The organism is Agromyces allii (assembly GCF_009749385.1).
Lineage (GTDB): Bacteria > Actinomycetota > Actinomycetes > Actinomycetales > Microbacteriaceae > Agromyces > Agromyces allii.
On sequence record NZ_WBIN01000001.1, the window covers coordinates 1 to 17392 of the forward strand.

Annotated in this window: 17 protein-coding genes; 3 read left to right on the plus strand and 14 right to left on the minus strand. The window is 70.7% G+C overall.

Going from position 1 to position 17392, the window contains the following annotated elements:
- Positions 1 to 164: 164 nt before the first annotated feature.
- The 5 genes from GQR16_RS00005 to rpsP all read right to left on the minus strand — a co-directional run bounded on the left by GQR16_RS00005 (position 165) and on the right by rpsP (position 3049).
- Entirely contained in the window at positions 165 to 926 is a 762-nt protein-coding gene (locus GQR16_RS00005) for a sirohydrochlorin chelatase (protein ID WP_157413125.1), read from the minus strand.
- A 172-nt stretch (positions 927 to 1098) separates the two neighbouring features.
- Positions 1099 to 1788: a tRNA (guanosine(37)-N1)-methyltransferase TrmD gene (gene trmD / locus GQR16_RS00010; RefSeq protein ID WP_157413126.1), complete on the minus strand. Its 690-nt coding sequence runs from the start codon at positions 1786 to 1788 to the stop codon at positions 1099 to 1101.
- A 9-nt stretch (positions 1789 to 1797) separates the two neighbouring features.
- Entirely contained in the window at positions 1798 to 2394 is a 597-nt protein-coding gene (gene rimM / locus GQR16_RS00015; RefSeq protein WP_157413127.1) for a ribosome maturation factor RimM, read from the minus strand.
- Between the two features lies 1 nt (position 2395).
- Complete coding sequence (locus tag GQR16_RS00020) at positions 2396 to 2632, minus strand: RNA-binding protein (RefSeq protein WP_067875529.1); 237 nt, start codon at positions 2630 to 2632, stop codon at positions 2396 to 2398.
- Between the two features lie 3 nt (positions 2633 to 2635).
- Positions 2636 to 3049, minus strand: coding sequence for a 30S ribosomal protein S16 (gene rpsP, locus GQR16_RS00025; RefSeq protein WP_157413128.1), 414 nt, complete (start codon positions 3047 to 3049; stop codon positions 2636 to 2638).
- A gap of 219 nt (positions 3050 to 3268) precedes the next feature.
- On the opposite strand from rpsP, the gene GQR16_RS00030 reads away from it, so the two are divergent.
- The gene (locus GQR16_RS00030; protein ID WP_157413129.1) at positions 3269 to 4441 is read left to right on the plus strand and encodes a glutamate--cysteine ligase; all 1173 of its coding nucleotides are present in this window, start codon (positions 3269 to 3271) and stop codon (positions 4439 to 4441) included.
- 71 nt (positions 4442 to 4512) lie between these two features.
- Here the strand turns inward: GQR16_RS00030 and GQR16_RS00035 are convergent, their stop codons facing one another.
- The gene (locus GQR16_RS00035; protein WP_157413130.1) at positions 4513 to 5964 is read right to left on the minus strand and encodes a GH1 family beta-glucosidase; all 1452 of its coding nucleotides are present in this window, start codon (positions 5962 to 5964) and stop codon (positions 4513 to 4515) included.
- Between the two features lie 117 nt (positions 5965 to 6081).
- On the opposite strand from GQR16_RS00035, the gene GQR16_RS00040 reads away from it, so the two are divergent.
- Positions 6082 to 6879, plus strand: coding sequence for a spermidine synthase (locus GQR16_RS00040; RefSeq protein ID WP_157413131.1), 798 nt, complete (start codon positions 6082 to 6084; stop codon positions 6877 to 6879).
- A gap of 79 nt (positions 6880 to 6958) precedes the next feature.
- Here GQR16_RS00040 and ffh read toward each other — a convergent pair whose 3' ends face one another.
- From ffh to smc, 4 genes are all read right to left on the minus strand, one after another.
- The gene (gene ffh / locus GQR16_RS00045) at positions 6959 to 8542 is read right to left on the minus strand and encodes a signal recognition particle protein (protein WP_157413132.1); all 1584 of its coding nucleotides are present in this window, start codon (positions 8540 to 8542) and stop codon (positions 6959 to 6961) included.
- A gap of 89 nt (positions 8543 to 8631) precedes the next feature.
- A complete protein-coding gene (locus GQR16_RS00050) occupies positions 8632 to 9120 on the minus strand; it encodes a DUF2004 domain-containing protein (RefSeq protein WP_157413133.1) in 489 nt (162 codons plus the stop codon).
- Positions 9121 to 9148: 28 nt separating this feature from the next.
- Positions 9149 to 10024 (minus strand): signal recognition particle-docking protein FtsY, encoded by an 876-nt coding sequence (gene ftsY / locus GQR16_RS00055; RefSeq protein ID WP_157413134.1) that lies wholly within the window; start codon positions 10022 to 10024, stop codon positions 9149 to 9151.
- A 77-nt stretch (positions 10025 to 10101) separates the two neighbouring features.
- Positions 10102 to 13656 (minus strand): chromosome segregation protein SMC, encoded by a 3555-nt coding sequence (gene smc / locus GQR16_RS00060; protein ID WP_157413135.1) that lies wholly within the window; start codon positions 13654 to 13656, stop codon positions 10102 to 10104.
- A 227-nt stretch (positions 13657 to 13883) separates the two neighbouring features.
- Between smc and GQR16_RS00065 the strand changes: the two genes are divergently transcribed.
- The gene (locus tag GQR16_RS00065) at positions 13884 to 15014 is read left to right on the plus strand and encodes a GNAT family N-acetyltransferase (protein WP_170298380.1); all 1131 of its coding nucleotides are present in this window, start codon (positions 13884 to 13886) and stop codon (positions 15012 to 15014) included.
- Here the strand turns inward: GQR16_RS00065 and mutM are convergent.
- From mutM to GQR16_RS00085, 4 genes are all read right to left on the minus strand, one after another.
- Positions 14929 to 15873: a bifunctional DNA-formamidopyrimidine glycosylase/DNA-(apurinic or apyrimidinic site) lyase gene (mutM, locus tag GQR16_RS00070; protein WP_157413137.1), complete on the minus strand. Its 945-nt coding sequence runs from the start codon at positions 15871 to 15873 to the stop codon at positions 14929 to 14931. The two genes, GQR16_RS00065 and mutM, sit on opposite strands and share 86 nt — an antisense overlap.
- 1 nt (position 15874) lies before the next feature.
- Complete coding sequence (rnc, locus tag GQR16_RS00075; protein ID WP_246200407.1) at positions 15875 to 16537, minus strand: ribonuclease III; 663 nt, start codon at positions 16535 to 16537, stop codon at positions 15875 to 15877.
- Positions 16538 to 16616: 79 nt separating this feature from the next.
- Positions 16617 to 16820, minus strand: coding sequence for a 50S ribosomal protein L32 (rpmF, locus tag GQR16_RS00080; protein ID WP_055857210.1), 204 nt, complete (start codon positions 16818 to 16820; stop codon positions 16617 to 16619).
- A 9-nt stretch (positions 16821 to 16829) separates the two neighbouring features.
- Positions 16830 to 17366: a YceD family protein gene (locus GQR16_RS00085; protein WP_246200409.1), complete on the minus strand. Its 537-nt coding sequence runs from the start codon at positions 17364 to 17366 to the stop codon at positions 16830 to 16832.
- Between the last annotated feature and the right edge of the window lie 26 nt (positions 17367 to 17392).

Sequence of the window (17392 nt, forward strand, 5' to 3'; positions counted from 1 at the left end):
GGGCGGGCGCCATGCCGCGGCGCCCGCCCGCGGCATCCGACGCCCTGCGACGAGCGCGCCGGGCCGGAGCGTCGGCGGCGCCGCCCAAAGCGCTGCAAGGGCGCGGCCGTCGGCCCTCAGTCGTCCGGCGGAGGCTTCGGCCGTCAGCCCTCAGCCCTCGGCCCTCAGGCGTAGAGGTGCCGCTCGGCCTCGACGGCCTCGTACCGGTCGAGCACGACGTCGACGAGTTCGATCGGCACCGGGCGCCCGGGCGCGATGAGCGGCTCGGTGATGAGCTCTGCGCCGACGGATGCGGCCGCGTCGTAGAACGTCCCGGGCGCGAGCACGTAGGCGGCCACCGCGATGCGCGTGCCGGGATGCACCTCGCGGATCATCTCGATCGCATCGGGCAGGCGCGGAATCGCCGCGGCGATGAATCCGACCGTGACCGCGCGCCCGAGCCGGTGCCCGAGCCGGCGTGCCGTCTCGAAGCACTCGCGCACCGCGCGCGGATCGTTCGATCCGGCCGCGGCCAGCAGCACCGCATCGCCCTCTTCGAGCCCGGCGTCGGCCAGCCGCTCGGCGAGGATGCCGACGAGACGGTCGTCGGGGCCGAGCTCGCCCGCGAGCCTGGCCTGCCCTCCGGCTCGCTCGAGTCCGAAGGCGAGGCCCGTGCGCACGTGGTATCCGGCCGACAGCGTCAACGGCACGACCACCGCGTCGGTCTGCCCCGCGGCGGCGACGGCCGCGGCGACGTCGACGCTCTTCGCGTCGATGAAGTCGATCGCCACGTCGATGCCGGGCTCGACGGTGGCCACACGATCGACCAGGCGCATCACGGCCTTGCGGTTCGCCGCAGAGGGCGAGCCGTGCGTGACGGCGATGAGCCTCAGCGGCGGTCGCGCGTCGGGGCCCGGAAGGGGGTCTGCGCCATTCGGACCGGCCATCGACAACCCGCGCTCTCCGGCGGGTGCTCGCTCGGTGCCGCCGGTATCGACGTTATAAACGGCGTGTTTCGCGGCGCGCCCCGGTCTGTTTCGGGGACGTGAAGAAGACCTCACGCGCCCCTCGGGAACGCCGGGATGTCGCGGAAGGGCCAGACGCCCCGGACGGGGGTCGTCAGTCGGAGAGCAGTTCGGGTCGCACGCGACGCGTGCGCTCGATCTGCTGCTCGCGCCGCCATTCGGCGACCGCGCCGTGGTTGCCCGAGAGGAGCACCGGAGGCACCTCGAGGTCGCGCCACACGGACGGCTTGGTGTAGCTCGGATACTCGAGGAGGCCGTCTTCGTGCGACTCCTCGACGAGGCTCTCGGGGTTGCCGACGACGCCGGGCACCAGACGGCCGGCGGCTTCGATCATGGCCATGACGGCGACTTCGCCGCCGTTCAGCACGTAGTCGCCGAGGCTGATGAGGCGCACGCGCATGCGGCCCTCGTAGTGATCGGTCACGCGCTGGTCGATGCCCTCGTAGCGCCCGCAGGCGAACACGAGGTGCGACTCGGCGGCGAGCTCGCGGGCGACGGCCTGCGTGAACGGCTCCCCCGCAGGCGACGGCACGACGAGCACGGCGTCCGAGCGGCCGGGGCCGACGATCGAGTCGATCGCCTCGCCCCACGGCTCGGGCTTCATGACCATGCCGGCGCCGCCGCCGTACGGGGTGTCGTCGACCGTGCGGTGACGGTCGTGCGTGAAGGCACGCAGATCATGCGCGACGACCTCGATGATCCCGGCCTGCCTGGCCTTGCCGAGCAGGGAGATGTCGAGCACCGAGAAGAACTCGGGGAAGATCGTGACGATGTCGATGCGCATGAGCGGTCGTCACTCCTGTGCGGACGCGTCGGATGCCGCGGCATCCGTCTCGCTCGCAGGCTCGTCGTCGACGATCTCCTCGAAGAGCCCCGTCGGCGGCGTGACCGTGACGATGCCGGCAGCGACGTCGACCTCGGGGACGATCGCCTGGACGAACGGCACCATGACCTCGCCCGACGCGGTCTTCACGATGAGGAGGTCCTGCGCCGGGAAGTGGTCGACCCTGGCGACCTTGCCGACCTCGACGCCGTCGCGGACGACCGCGAGCCCGACGAGCTGGTGGTCGTACCACGCGTCGGGCTCGGCCTCTTCGAGGTCGACGTTCTCGACCCAGAGGATGGCCTTCAGCAGCGCCTCGGCCGCCGTGCGGTCGTCGACGCCGTCGAAGAACCCGACCGGCATGCCGTTGTACCAGCGCAGCTCGCGGAGCACGAGGTGCTTGCCGTGCCACGCCGAATCAGCCGGGACCTGCAACGAGAACTCCGCGCCCGGAACGAACCGGCGCTCGGGGTCGTCGGTGTAGAGCTCGAGCTTGATCGCGCCCTTCAGGCCGTGCGCCTTGGTGAGGCGACCGACCCGCAACTGGGTTCGGGGTGCGTCTGACACGTCAGTCGTCGGAGTCGACGACGTCGACGCGAACGCGGCGACCGTCGGCGAGAGCCGTGACGAGCGTGCGGAGCGCCTTCGCGGTGCGACCGGCGCGGCCGATGACGCGACCGAGGTCCTCGGGGTTCACATGAACCTCGAGGACCTCGCCGCGTGCGCTCGACGCGGAGACGACCTTCACATCGTCAGGGTGATCGACGATCCCCTTGACGAGGTGTTCGAGCGCGGACTGGAGCAAGGTTTACGCCTCGTCCGTCGACGCGTCGGCTGCGACCTCGGCCTCTTCGGCCTTGGGAGCCGGCTTCTCGGCCTTGGGCTTGAGGACCGGCTTCTTCTTCTCGTCTGCGACGAATGCAGCCTTGGGCTCGCGAACCTGAACGGTCGAGACCGCGTTCTTGTCGCCCTTGAACTTGCCCCAGTCGCCCGTGAGCTTGAGGATGGCCTCGACCTGCTCGGTCGGCTGCGCGCCGACGGAGAGCCAGTACTGGGCGCGGTCCGAGTCGACCTCGATGAACGAGGGGTTCTCGGTGGGGTGGTACTTGCCGATCTCCTCGATCACGCGACCGTCGCGCTTGGTGCGCGAGTCGGCGACGACGATGCGGTAGTACGGCGCACGGATCTTGCCGAGGCGCTTGAGACGAATCTTGACAGCCACAATTCTCCTGAAATGTTGTGAGTTGGGTGAACTGACAGCCGTGAGCGTGGGGTGCACACTCGGCGGAAGCTCTGAGTAGTTCTGCGCGCCGGATAGAGGGTCGGGCGCAACGGAACTCGACTGACCATTCTTGCAGATTTCACGCCGGAAGGATAATCGCCGGGTCTGCATGTCATGATGGGCCGACGGTGCCCGATGCGCCGTGCGAAAGGGGCCAGCATGCCGATCGAGTTCGCCCGGTCAGCCCGTTCCACCGTCGGCATCGAGTGGGAGATCGCCATCGTCGACCGCGCGACGGGCGAGCTGGCCTCCGTCGGCGACCGGGTGCTCGACGTGCTGCACTCCCGCAGCGAGGGCGGGCGGCATCCGACGATCACCGAGGAGATGCTGACCAACACGGTCGAACTCGTGAGCGGCGTGCACGAACGGGTCGCCGACGCCGTCGCCGACCTGCAGGGCCAGCTCGACGAGGTGCGCACGGTGGTGGACGAGCTCGGCGAGTACGAGCTCATCTGCAGCGGATCGCACCCCTTCAGCCAGTGGTACGACCAGCACCTGACCGACAAGCCGAGGTATCACAAGCTCGTCGACCGCACCCGCTGGTGGGGCCGCAACATGATGATCTGGGGCGTGCACGTGCACGTCGGCATCGAAGATCAGCGCAAGGCCCTGCCGATCCTCGACGGTCTGCTCGCCTACCTTCCGCACCTGCAGGCGCTCTCGGCGTCGAGCCCGTTCTGGGCGGGCGTCGACACCGGCTACGCCTCGAACCGCGCGCTCATGTTCCAGCAGCTGCCGACGGCCGGCCTGCCGTACCCGCTCGCCGACTGGGCCGCCTACGAGCGCTACGTCGACGACCTCGTGCGCACGGGCGTCATCGAGGACTACAGCGAGGTGCGCTGGGACATCCGCCCATCGGCGAAGTGGGGCACGGTCGAGGTGCGGGTCTGCGACGGCGTCTCGACGGCCGAGGAGCTCGCCGCGATCGGCGCACTCGTGCAGTGCCTCGTCGAGTGGATGTCGACCCGGCTCGACGAGGGCCAGACCCTCACGGTGCTCCAGCCCTGGTACGTGCGCGAGAACAAGTGGCGCGCCGCCCGCTACGGACTCGACGCCGAGGTGATCACGGATGTCGCGGGCACCGAGCGCCTCGTCTCCGACGACCTGCGCGAGCTCGTGACGACCCTCGTGCCGACCGCCGAGCGGCTCGGCTGCGCGAGCGAGCTCCAGCTCGTGCGCGGCATCCTCGATCGCGGCGGCAGCTACCAGCGCCAGATCGCGGTCGCCGAGGCGAACGACGGCGATCTCGCCGCGGTCGTCGCCCACCTCGCCGAGGAGCTGCGCGGCAACGAGCGGGCCGAGCGGGCGGATGCCGAGGCATCCGCCCGCTGAACCGAACCGCTCGCGCCGACGACCGTGACGAGCGCCGGGGGCGAGCGCACCGCGCCCGCCGAGCCCGCCGGTCAGTTCGACGGAACCGGTGCCTCGGGGATCGCGCGCGTGCGGATCAGCTCCGCGTACCAGAGTGCGGAGTCCTTGGGCAGGCGCTCGAAGGTGTCGTAGTCGACGCGCACGATGCCGAAGCGCTTTGAGTAGCCGTAGCCCCACTCGAAGTTGTCCATGAGCGACCACACCTGGTAGCCGCGCAGGTCGACGCCGCGCTCGATGGCCCGGTGCGCCGCGGTGAAGTGCCGACGCAGGTAGTCGGTGCGCTCAATGTCGTGCACGGCGGGTCCGTCGGGGCCGTCGACCACGACGTCGGCGAAGGCGGCGCCGTTCTCGGTGACCATCAGCGGGAGCCCGGGGTACGACTCGTGCAGCGACACGAGCAGGTCCTCGAGGCCGGAGGGGTCGATGTTCCAGCCCATCTCGGTGTACGGGCCGGGTTGCTCGAGGAATTCGACCTGCTCCGAGCCGGGCCACGCGGTGCCGCCCATGTCCTTGTGCCCGTCGGCGTTCGCGCGGGGACTCTCGCCGTCCCACATGCGCACGGTCACCGTCGAGTAGTAGTTCACGCCGAACAGGCTGAGCGGCTGGCGGATCACCTCGGTGTCGCCCGGCTTCACGAACGACCAGTCGGTGACGTCGGCGGTGTCGGCGATCACGTCGGCGGGGTACTCGCCGTCGAGCAGCGGGCCGAGGAACACGCGGTTCGCGAGGCCGTCGATGCGGCGTGCGGCCTCGGGACCGGTCGGGCCGGAGGGCCGGATCACGTGCAGGTTCAGCGTGATCGAGTAGCCGGGGTCGTTCGTGACCACGCCGCGCAGCGCCTCGATCGCGAGGCCGTGCGCGAGATTCAGGTGGTGCACGGCCGCGAGCGCCTTGGCGCCGTCGAGCAGGCCGGGGGCGTGCGCGCCGGAGCCGTAGCCGAGGTACGACGAACACCACGGCTCGTTGAGCGTGGTCCAGACCGAGACCCGGTCGCCGAGACGCTCGCCGAGGATGCGCGCGTAGTCGGCGAAGGCCTCGGCGGTCGCGCGGTTCGTCCACCCGCCCTCGTCTTCGAGGGCCTGCGGGAGGTCCCAGTGGTACAGGGTCGCGATGGGGCGGATGCCGCGGGCGATCAGCCCGTCGACGAGGCGCTCGTAGAAGTCGAGGCCCGCCTCGTTGGCCGGTCCGCGGCCGGTCGGCTGGATGCGCGGCCACGCGATCGAGAAGCGGTACGCCTCGAGGCCGAGCCGCACCATGAGGTCGAGGTCCTCGTCGAGACGGTGGTAGTGGTCGCAGGCGCGGTCGCCGGTGTCGCCGTTCCACACCTTGCCGGGCGTGTGGCTGAACGTGTCCCAGATCGAGGGACCGCGGCCGTCCTCGTCGGCGGCGCCCTCGATCTGGTACGAGGCGGTGGCCGAGCCGAAGAGGAAGTCGGGGCCGAAGGTGAGGCCGGAGTCGCGGTAGTCCGCCGAACCGATGGTCATGATGTGTTGCTCCCCAGTCTGAGATCGCGGCGGTCGACCGCCGGGTTCACTGTATCGCGCCGAGGGCTTTACTTACAGAGCTGTAAGCAACATGGCGACTCCGCCTAGAGTGGACCCATGGACGGTGAGCCCCTCGTACTCGACTCCCCCGACCTGCACGCCGAACTCCTGCCCGGACGCGGCACGAACGGCGGCTGCTCGCTCGTCGTCGACGGCGTCACCCAGTCGCATGTGAACCCGGCCGACCCGCGCGACCTCCAGCTCGAGTACACGCGATTCGTCGCCGCGATCGTCGACGGATGCCGCGAGCCCGACGAGCCGGTCAGGGTGCTGCACCTCGGCGCGGGCGCCCTGACCATCGCCAGGTACCTCGGCGCGACGCGCCCGGCATCCGTCCATCACGTCGTCGAGCTGCACCGCCCGCTGCTGGAGTTCGTGCTCGACGCGTTGCCGCTCGACCCCGCGATCGAGATCACGTTCGAGTTCGACGACGCACGCGCCGCCGTAGAGCGCGCCGTCGGGCATGCGACGACGTTCGACCTCGTGATCGCCGACCTCTTCTCGGGCAGCCGCACGCCCGAGCACCTCTCGACGGCCGAGTTCTTCGACGATCTCGGCCGGTTGCTCGCGCCCGGCGGGGTGCTCGTCGTGAACACCATCTCGACCGTCGGGCTCGGCATCTCGCGCGAAGTCGGCGCGACCCTCGTCGACGGCTTCGCCGAGGTGGTCGCCGTCGTCTCCCCGACCGTCGTCGCCGATGCCGGGCTCGGCAACGTGGTGTTCGCGGCCTCGCACGACGAACTGCCCGCCCGCCGCATCCGTCGACGCATCGACCAGACGCACCGGCGCATCGAGTTGCTGCAGGGTGCGAGCCTGATCGGCTATCTGGGCGAGGCGCGCACACTGCGCGACTGAGCGCATGAGCCTCTGAGCGCCTGTGCGCCGCGCATCGGCGCCGGCAGGACCGGCACCGCGCGCGTCGTCGCCGCCAGGCTCAGCGCCCGAGCAGCTTCTGCATCTTCGCGAGGTCCTCGGCCGACGGGGTCGGCGCCGCGCCGGCCTTCGCGCCGAGGCCGAAGCCCGAGCCGGCGGTCGCGGGCGCGCCCCCGACCGGACGCCCCTCGGCGATCGCGGCGTTCTCGGTCGCGCGCTTCGCGGGGTTGCCGGAACGCGAGCCCGAGGCCTTCTTCTTGCCCTTGGCCGCCTGGCGCTTGCCGCCGCCGTGTGCGCCGCCGCCGGGCAGCGGGCCCATGCCGGGGATCTGGGGCATGCCGCCGCGCGCGACGGTCTTCATCATCTTCGCGGCCTGTTCGAAGCGCTGCACGAGCTGGTTGACGTCGGTGACGGTCATGCCGGCACCTCGGGCGATGCGCAGACGACGCGAGCCGTTGAGGAGCTTCGTGTTCTTGCGCTCGGCCGGCGTCATCGACTGGATGATCGCCTCGGTGCGCACGATCTCGCGCTCGTCGAAGTTCTCGAGCTGCTGCTTCATGCCGCCGGCACCCGGGAGCATGCCGAGCATCTTCTTGATCGAGCCGGCGCCGCGGAGCTGCTGCATCTGGGCGAGGAAGTCCTCGAGCGTGAACTGCTCGGTCGCGAGCTTCTCGGCGACCTTCAGCGCTTCCTCCTCATCGAAGGCGGACTGCGCCTGCTCGATGAGGGTGAGGATGTCGCCGAGGTCGAGGATGCGGCTCGCCATGCGGTCGGGGTGGAAGGCCTCGAAGTCGTCGAGACCCTCACCCGTCGAGGCGAAGATGATGGGTCGGCCGGTGACCGAGGCGACCGAGAGCGCGGCACCGCCGCGCGCGTCGCCGTCGAGCTTCGAGAGCACGACGCCCGTGAAGTCGACGCCCTCCTGGAAGGCCTTGGCCGTCGTGACGGCGTCTTGGCCGATCATGGCGTCGATGACGAAGAGCACCTCGTCGGGGTTCGTCGCCTTGCGGATGTTCGCGGCCTGCTTCATCATCTCGGCGTCGACGCCGAGGCGGCCGGCGGTGTCGATGATGACGACGTCGTGCTGCGCCCGTCGCGCCTGCTCGACGCCGGCCTTGGCGACCTTGACCGGGTCGCCGACGCCGTTGCCGGGCTCGGGTGCGAAGACGGGCACGCCGGCCTGGTGGCCGACGACCTGCAGCTGGTTCACGGCGTTCGGTCGCTGGAGGTCGCTCGCGACGAGCATCGGCGTGTGGCCCTCTTTGGCGAGGTGCTTCGCGAGCTTGCCCGCGAGCGTGGTCTTGCCGGCACCCTGGAGGCCGGCGAGCATGATGACCGTCGGCGGGTTCTTCGCGAACTGCAGACGGCGCTGCTGCCCGCCGAGGATCGCGACGAGCTCGTCGTTGACGATCTGCACGACCTGCTGCGCCGGGTTCAGCGCCTTGTTGACCTCGTCGCCGAGCGCGCGTTCGCGCACATGCGCCGTGAACTGCTTGACGACGTCGAGCGAGACGTCGGCGTCGAGCAGTGCGCGACGGATCTCGCGGACGGTGCCGTCGACGTCGGCCGCAGAGAGCTTGCCCTTGGTGCGGAGATTCTTGAAGGTCTCGGCGAGGCGGTCAGACAGGTTTCCGAAGGTAGCCATGGTGGTTCAATTCTAAGCGACCGCGGAAGCCCCTCCGCGCGCGCCCGGAAGCGGTGGACAGCGGCGGGACGCGACGGAGAACGGCGGCTTCAGCCCTCGAAGCGCGCGTCGACGAGGTCTCGCCCCACGTCGATCGTCGCGATCAGGCGCTCGTCGGTCTCGTCGGGCGCGAGGGCGTACTCGAACTCCGCGAAGGCCTCGCCCTCGCCGAAGAGCTCGGGTCGGAGGTCGACGCGCACGAGCGTCATCGAGCGAAGCGCGTCGATCTGGCGGTCGCCCGAGTCGCGCCCGATCGCGTCCTCGACCTCTTCGGCGACGTCCGACTCGGGATCGAGCAGCACGGTCAGGAACTTCACGGCCGGCGAACTGCCCGAATCGAGCTGGCCGACGAACGCGTTGCGCACCTCGTCGTCGGCGAACTCGAGCTCGCTCACGAGTGCCGCCGCGGCATCCAGCGCCGGAAGCGGCACCTCGTCGTCTTCGGTCTCGAGGACGACCTCGACGCGCTGGTCGGCGTACTCGATCATCTCGGACCAGTAGTCGCCGACGACGCCGAAGTAGTCGTGTTCGGTGGCCATGTGCCGCCCTCCCTCTGGTTGGCCGGCCTCAGCCGACGAGTTTCTGCGCGAAGACGTGGGGCGTGAAGCCCGTGAGGTCGTTGATGCCCTCGCCCTGGCCGATGAGCTTGATCGGCAGGCCGGTCTTCTCCTGCACGGCGAGCACGAAGCCGCCCTTGGCGCTGCCGTCGAGCTTGGTGAGCACGAGGCCCGTGACGCCGCCGTGCTCGATGAACGCCTCGGCCTGCGCCAGCCCGTTCTGACCGGTCGTCGCGTCGAGCACCAGCAGCACCTCGCTGATCGGCGCCTGCTTCTCGACGACGCGCCGGATCTTGCCGAGCTCGTCCATGAGCCCGCCCTTGGTGTGCAGGCGCCCGGCCGTGTCGATGATGACGATCTCGATGCCCTCGCGCTTGGCGTGGTCGACGGTCTGGAACGCGACGGATGCCGGATCCTGGCCTTCGCGCTCGGGGCGCACGATCTCGACGCCGGCCCGGTCGGCCCACGTCGCGAGCTGGTCGACGGCCGCCGCGCGGAACGTGTCGGCCGCACCGACGACGACGCTGCGATCGAACGTGCGGAGGAACCGCGCGAACTTGCCGATGGTCGTCGTCTTGCCGACGCCGTTGACGCCGACCACGAGCACGACTGCGGGGCGCTCGGTGAGCTTCAGCGTCGGATCGTACTTCGCGAGCCGCTCCTCGACGATCTCGCGGAGCATCCGCTGGACGTCTTTCGGGTCGGTCGTGCGGTACCGCTCGACCTGGGCCTTGATCTGGTCGACGATCTCCTCGGTGACCGCCGGTCCGAAGTCGGCGCGGATGAGCGCTGCCTCGAGGTCGTCCCAGGTGTCCTCGTCGATGGTCTTCGCCGAGAAGACCCCGCGGAGGGCCGCTCCGAGCGACCACGATGCACGTTCTGCCATGGGTCAAGCCTATGTGCGTGCGCGCTGCCCTCGGGGCATCGAGGATGACACGAGGCGCTCAGGGGCGACCGGCGCCCTCAGCTCGCCTGCGCCGCGGGCTGCTCGTCGCGCTCGCGGGGCTCCTCGCGCACGCGCTGGCCGACGACGGCCGAGACGCCGTCCTGTCGCATCGAGACGCCGTAGAGCGCGTCGGCGATCTCCATCGTGCGCTTCTGGTGCGTGATGACGATGAGCTGGCTGTCGGCGCGCAGGTCCTCCATGGTGGTGAGCAGCCGCCCGAGGTTGGCGTCGTCGAGCGCGGCCTCGACCTCGTCCATGATGTAGAACGGGCTGGGCCTGGCCTTGAAGATCGCCATGAGCAGGGCGACGGCGGCGAGCGAACGCTCACCACCGGAGAGCAGCGAGAGCCGTTCGATCTTCTTGCCCGCCGGCCGCACGGCCACCTCGATGCCGGTCGTCAGCATGTCGTCGGGGTTCGTCAGCGAGATGCTGCCGACACCGCCGGGGAACAGCACGGGGAAGACCTTCGAGAAGGCCTCCTGCGTGTCGTCGAACGCGTCGCGGAAGATCGTCGACATCTTGCCGTCGATCTCCTCGATGATCGTCAGCAGGTCCTTGCGCGTGTTCGCGAGGTCGGTGAGCTGCTCGGTGAGGAACTTGTGGCGCTGCTCGAGCGCCGCGAACTCCTCGAGCGCGAGCGGGTTCACGCGACCGAGCTGCGAGAGCTTGCGCTCGGCCGCGGTGTAGCGGCGCTGCTGCTCCTCGCGCCGGTACAGGCGCGGCTCGGCGTCGGGGTCGTCGGGGTCGTCGGCCGGGATCGGCACGTCGGGGCCGTACTCGGCGACGAGCACCGACTCGTCGAGTCCGAGCTCGGACTCGGCCCGCTCGACGAGGCTGCCGACCTGCAGCTTCTTCTCGTAGATGCGCAGCTCGAGGCCGTGCACGTCTTCGGTGACGGCGTGCAGTCGCTCACGCGCGCTGGACTCGTCGCGCCGGAGCGCCTGGAGCTCCTCGTTGCGCGCCGAGCGCTCGGCCTCTGCGCGTCCGAGCGCGAGCCCGGCCTCCCCGACGGACACGTCGACCGAGGCGAGCGCGGCCGGGAGCGCCGCGGCGACGCGCGTGGCCGCCTCGAGCTGCGATCGGCGCACGACTGCGCGCCTCGCAGCCTCGGCCGCGGCGTGGCGTTCGGCGTCGTGCTGGGCCTGCATCGCGCGGATGCGGGCCTCCTCGGCGCGCACGCGTTCGCGGGCGGTCTCGAGCCGCAGCTTCGCCTCGACCTCGGCCTCCCGGGTGCGTTCCAGGTGAGCGGATGCCGCGTCGCGGGCACTCGGGTCGAGCACGGGTCGCGGCACGGCACGAGCCTCGTCGAGCGCACCCTTCGCGGCCGCGGACGCCGCCTCGGCGACGGCGACGCGTTCCTCGGCGTTCGCGGATGCCGCCTGCAGGCGCTCGGACTCGGCCTCGACGGCCTCGGCCTGCACGCGTGCGCGGTTCAACCGCTCGGTGCGCTGCGCGAGCTGCGCGTCGAACTCGCGGAGGGCGGTCAGCGCGACCTTCGCCGCCTCCTTCGCCCGGGCGTGCAGCTCGCGCTGCTCGCCCAGCTCGGCCCGGCGCCGTTCGATCTCGCTGCGCACCTCGTCGAGTCGCGCGGCCGCACGGTCGCGCTCGGCGAGCAGCTCGATGCGGCTCTGCTTGCGCCCGGTGCCGCCGCGCATGATGAAGCGGCCGACGACCGTGCCGTCGCGCGTGATGACGGTCGCCGGCACCGCGCGGGCCGCGAGTTCGGGCTCGACCGCGCGCACGGCGTCGAGGTCGTCGGCGATGAGCACCTCCGCGAGCAGGCCGAGCACGCCGGCCGGCGCGGTCACGACGTCGGCCGCGGCCACGAGCCCCTGCGGCAGGTCGCCTGCGGTACCCGTGGCGGAGCCCGACGGCTCCGCGAGCACGAGCGCCACGCGACCGAGGTCGCCCTGCTCGGCGTGCGCGAGGGCGCGGTGCGCCGCGCCGAGGTCGTCGACGAGCACGGCGTCGCTCAACGAGCCGAGCGCGGCCGAGATCGCCGCCTCGAAGCCCGGCGAGACCTGGAGCGACTCGGCGAGCAGGCCCCGGACACCCGCGAGCTCGGCACCCGCCAGCGCCGCGGATCCGTCGCGCTGGTCGAGGGCGAGCGAGAGGGCCTGCGTGCGTGCGGCCAGCGCCCCGTGTTCGCGTTCGCGCTCGTGCAGCTCTTCGCGGAGCCGCTCGATCTCGCCCTCGGCCTCGAAGACCGCGGACTGCGCGAGCTCGTAGGCCTCGTCGAGATCGGTCTCGGCGGACTGCTCGATGTCGGCCTCCGCCTGGGCCTCGACGAGTGCGACGGCCGCCCGCTCGCGTCGTTCGGCCGAAGCCTCGAGCGCGTTCGCGTGGCGCAGCACCTCGCCGCGAACGGCCGCGAGCTTGGACGCCTCGGAGTCGGCCTGCCCCGACAGCTTCGAGATGGCGAGGTCGTAGGCCTGCACCTCGGCACTGCGCTTCGCGATCTCGGCATCGACGGCGTCGAGCTCCGAGCGGGCGTCGTGCGTGGCATGCTGCGCCTCGTCGAGTGCCGAGGCCGCGACATCGATGCTCTCGCGGATCTCGTCGAGCTCGGCCAGCGCATCGTCGATCATCGAACGCGTGACGGTGGGCGCGGCATCCGAGGCGTCGTCGGAGACGGAGAGCAGGGCGATGCGCTGGTTCGCGAGCGAGTCGAGCGAACGGAGCGCCGTGCGGGCCTGCTCGAGTGCGAAGTTCGTGGCACGCGCCGTGTCGACGTCGTCGCCGAGATGCGACTGCTCGAGCGCCGCGACGCGAGCCTGGCGCTGCTCGAGCTGGTCCTGGAGCACGAGCCGTTCGGCGTGCCGCTGCTGCTCGGTGCGGCCGTGGTCCTCGAGCGCACGGCGGAGGCCGATGACGTCGTCGGCGAGCAGTCGCGCACGCGCGTCGCGCACGACGGCGGCGATGCTCGCCGCTTCACGGGCCACCTCGGCCTGCCGGCCCAACGGCTTCAGCTGGCGGCGGATCTCGCCCGCGAGATCGGAGAGGCGCGTGAGGTTTGCCTGCATGGCGTCGAGCTTGCGGATCGTCTTCTCTTTGCGACGACGGTGCTTCAGGATGCCGGCGGCCTCCTCGATGAAGCCGCGCCGATCTTCGGGGGTGGCCCGCAGCACCGCGTCGAGCTGCCCCTGTCCGACGATGACGTGCATCTCGCGGCCGAGCCCCGAGTCGGAGAGCAGCTCCTGCACGTCGAGCAGGCGGCAGGTGTCGCCGTTGATGGCGTACTCGCTCGACCCGTTGCGGAACAGCGTGCGCGAGATCGAGACCTCGCTGTACTCGATCGGCAGGGCGCCGTCGGAGTTGTCGATCGTGAGGCTCACCTCGGCGCGGCCGAGCGGCCCGCGGGTGGACGTGCCGGCGAAGATGACGTCCTCCATCTTGCCGCCGCGGAGCGTCTTCGCCCCCTGCTCGCCCATGACCCAGGCGAGCGCATCGACGACGTTGGACTTGCCGGAGCCGTTCGGACCGACGATGCAGGTCACGCCCTGTTCGAAGGCGAACGTCGTCGGCTGTGCGAAGGACTTGAAGCCCTTCAGCGTCAGGCTCTTGAGGTACACGTCCCACCCTTCCGGCTCGCGAGCGCGCTGCGACGAGCGTAGTCGAGTGCAGCGCCGGGGCCCGCACTCCCCGCCGCACAGCGGCAGATCGGGACATCCGGATGTCGCGCGCGACGTCGCTCGCGCCACCCGACTGCCGATTGCCGGGGCCCTTGCCGCCCCCGGCGGCGCCGGATATCCTGTTCGGCTGCCCGGACCCGGGCACGGCCGACGACGAGGAGGATGCCGTGACGTTCGAGATCCGGCCGGTCCCGGTGCCCGAGGCCATCGGCACCCCGGAAGCCCGCGAGTTCGAGGCGATGGCCGAGGTCGGCGCCCTCGTCGAGGAATCCGTCTGGGGTCACCGCAAGTTCGCGTGGAACCCGTCGGAGCTGCTCCCGCGGTTCCGCGACGAGCAGTACCAGCCGCTGCGCGCGTTCGCCGCGTGGCGGGGCGACCGCTGCATCGGCCGGGTGGAGTGCACGTGGGAGCGATCCGAGGGCGCCGAGACGCTCGACCTCGTGCTCGGCGTGCTGCCCGAGGCACGACGGCAGGGCGTCGGCACGGCACTGCTCGCGGCAGCCCGGGGCGTCGCGATCGAGTTGGGTCGCGACATCCTGACGGCGATGTCCGACGTCGCCGCAGCGGCACTCGAGGCGCCCGGCGACCGGCTCGAGGCACGCGACGGCAGCGGTTCGATCCCGGCGAGCGATCCGGGTGCGGCGTTCGCGGTGAGCCACGGCTTCCGCCTGGCGCAGCTCGAGCGCGTGAGCGGCCAGCCCGTCGGCGGTCGGGACGCGGAGTTCGCCAGGGCCTTCGCCGAGCTCGAGGCCGGTGCGAGCGGGTATCGGATCCTCACCTGGGTCGATCACGCGCCCGACCACCTCGTCGACAGCCTCGCCATCGCGCAGCAGGCCATGTCGACCGATCCGCCGGTCGGCGAGAGCACGTACGACGTCGAGATCTGGGATGCCGCGCGGGTCCGTGCCACGGAGGCGCAGGCGATCGAGAGCGGGCGGACCTCCCTCTTCGCGGCCGCCGTCGACGCATCGGACACCGTCGCCGGATTCACCGAGCTCTCACTGCCGGAGGGCTCCGCCTCCGCCTTCCAGTGGAGCACCATCGTGCTCGAGGCGCACCGCGGCCACCGACTGGGCATGCGCCTGAAGCTCGCGAACCTCGTGCAGTTGCATCGGGTCGCCCCCGAGCGCACCGATGTCTACACGTGGAACGCCGACGAGAACGAGCACATGCTCGCCGTCAACGTCGCCCTCGGCTACACCGTGCGCGGGCTCAGCGCCCTGTGGCAGCTCGACCCGGCTCCCGCCGACCGCGCAGACGCTGGCACCGCGGGCACCGGTGCGACGACCGGTTCATGAACGCCTCGCGCACCATTGGCGTGCCGCACCGCGGACACGGCAGGCCCTCGCGCCCGTAGGCGTTCAGCGAGTGCGCGAAGTACCCCGACGCGCCGTTGACGTTGACGTACTGCGCGTCGAAGCTCGTGCCGCCCTCGTCGAGCGCCTTGCCGAGCACGTCGCGCACCGCCTGCAGCAGCTCGCGTGCGCGCCGCCTCGAGATCGTCGACGCGGGCTGCTCGCCGTGCAGGCGCACGGCCCAGAGCGATTCGTCGGCGTAGATGTTGCCGACCCCGCTCACGAGACCCTGATCGAGGAGCACGCGCTTGACGCCCGACGCGCGCCGCGACATCCGGTCGAGGAAGAGCGCATCGTCGAATGCGGGATCGAGCGGATCGCGGGCGATGTGCGCGACCTGCGTCGGCACGCTCGCCGCCCACTCCCCCGTGACGTCGCCGCTGAAGCCCGCCGCGGCTCCGTCGGGAGTCGGCACCATGCGGTCGACGGCCAGCGAACCGAACGTGCGCTGGTCGACGAAGTCCACGCGGAGCTCGCCGTGCTCGGGATGCTCGAGGTGGATGCGCACACGCGCATGGCGATCGTCGCCCGGATGCTCGGGCGAACGCAGCAGCATCTGACCGCTCATGCCGAGGTGCCCGACGACGGCGCGATCGTCGCCGATCGGCAGCCACAGGAACTTGCCGCGACGAACCGCCGCGGCGATGGTCGCGCCCGTCGTGAGCGCCTCGAAGTCGCCGGATGCCGCGTCGTGCCGCGTGAGCGCACGTGCATCGAGCACATCGACGGCCGCGATGCGGGCGCCGGTCACGGCCGGAGCCAGACCGGCTCTGACGACCTCGACCTCGGGGAGCTCGGGCACGTCAGGATGCCGTGAGCGTGGTCCAGGCCTCGAGCGCCGCGGCCATCTCGGCCTGCTTCTTGCTCGATCCCTCGCCCGACGCCTCGACCAGCGTGCCGACGACGACCGTCGCCACGAAGTGCTTGTTGTGGTCTGGGCCGCTCTCGGTGAGCGTGTAGACGGGCGGCGGAGCGCCGCGCTTCGCGGCGATCTCCTGCAGGCTCGTCTTGGGGTCCATCGAGGCGCCGAACCGACCGGGGTCGCTCATGAGCGGCGTGATCAGGCTCAGCACGAACGGAGTCGCGACCTCGCCGCCCCGATCGAGGTAGACCGCGCCGATGATCGCCTCGACGGTGTCGGCGAGGATCGACGGCTTGTCTGCGCCACCGGTGAGCGTCTCACCGCGGCCGAGCCGGATGTAGCGCCCGAGCCCGAGTGAACGGGCGACCTCGGCCAACGCCGCGCTCGACACGAGGCTCGCACGCCGTTTGGCGAGCTCGCCCTCGTCGAGGTCGGGGTTGTCGAGGAACAGTCGTACCGTGACCGCCTGACCGAGGATCGAATCCCCGAGGAACTCGAGTCGTTCGTTGGTCGGAATGGCGCCGTTCTCGTACGCGAACGACCGGTGCGTGAGCGCCAGGAGCAGGAGTTCGGGATCGATCTCGATCTGCAGCAATTGCTGCAGCTCAACGAGATTCGGCTCCGCGAGCCCTGTGCGCTCCGTGCGCGTCACGACCGGTCGTTGCTGCTGCGAGGGGCGTCGACTAGACGTCGGCGACCTTACGGCCCTTGTACTCGAGGAACAGCGGGGTGCCCGCCGAGTCCTCGACGACCTTCGCGCGGTGCGGCAGGCTGTACGTGACCTTGCCGTTCTCGACGGTCTTCACCAGCGTGGGGGCCTCAGCCTTCCACTGCGAACGACGCGCGTGGGTGTTTGCTCGCGACTTCTTCCGCTTCGGAACAGCCATGACACTCTCTCAATCTCTCTTCGGGTCGGCGTCGGATGCGACATCCGTGCCCTGGTCTTCGGAAGCTTGCAGCCCTGCGAGCGCGGCCCATCGCGGGTCGTGCTCGGTTGGGGTGACGAGTTCAGGATGATCAGCCAGTCGCAGCCCGGTCTCTGGGTCGAGACCAGGGCAGTCCGGCCGGCAGACCGGCTGGAACGGCAGTGACAACACCACCGCATCTCGGATGAGCGGTTCAAGATCCACGTGGTCGTCTTGAACCTCAAACTCGAAAGCTTCTCCAGAATGATACGCGAAAAGCTCCTGGAACTCGACTTCGACAGGCAGCGACATGTCGATCAGGCATCGACCGCACTCGCCTTCGGCCACCGCATCGACGCTCGCCGACACGAGGATGCCCTCGTGGACGGACTCCAACCGGACGTCGAGATCGAGCTCCGACCCCTCGCGAACGGCCACGAGACCCTCACCGAGGGGTTCGCGAACCGGCACCTGGAGTCGATGCTCGCGCATCTCGCCCGGACGGTTGAGGAGGTCGCGCACGTTCATGCGGAACGGCGAATACTGAATGGCCA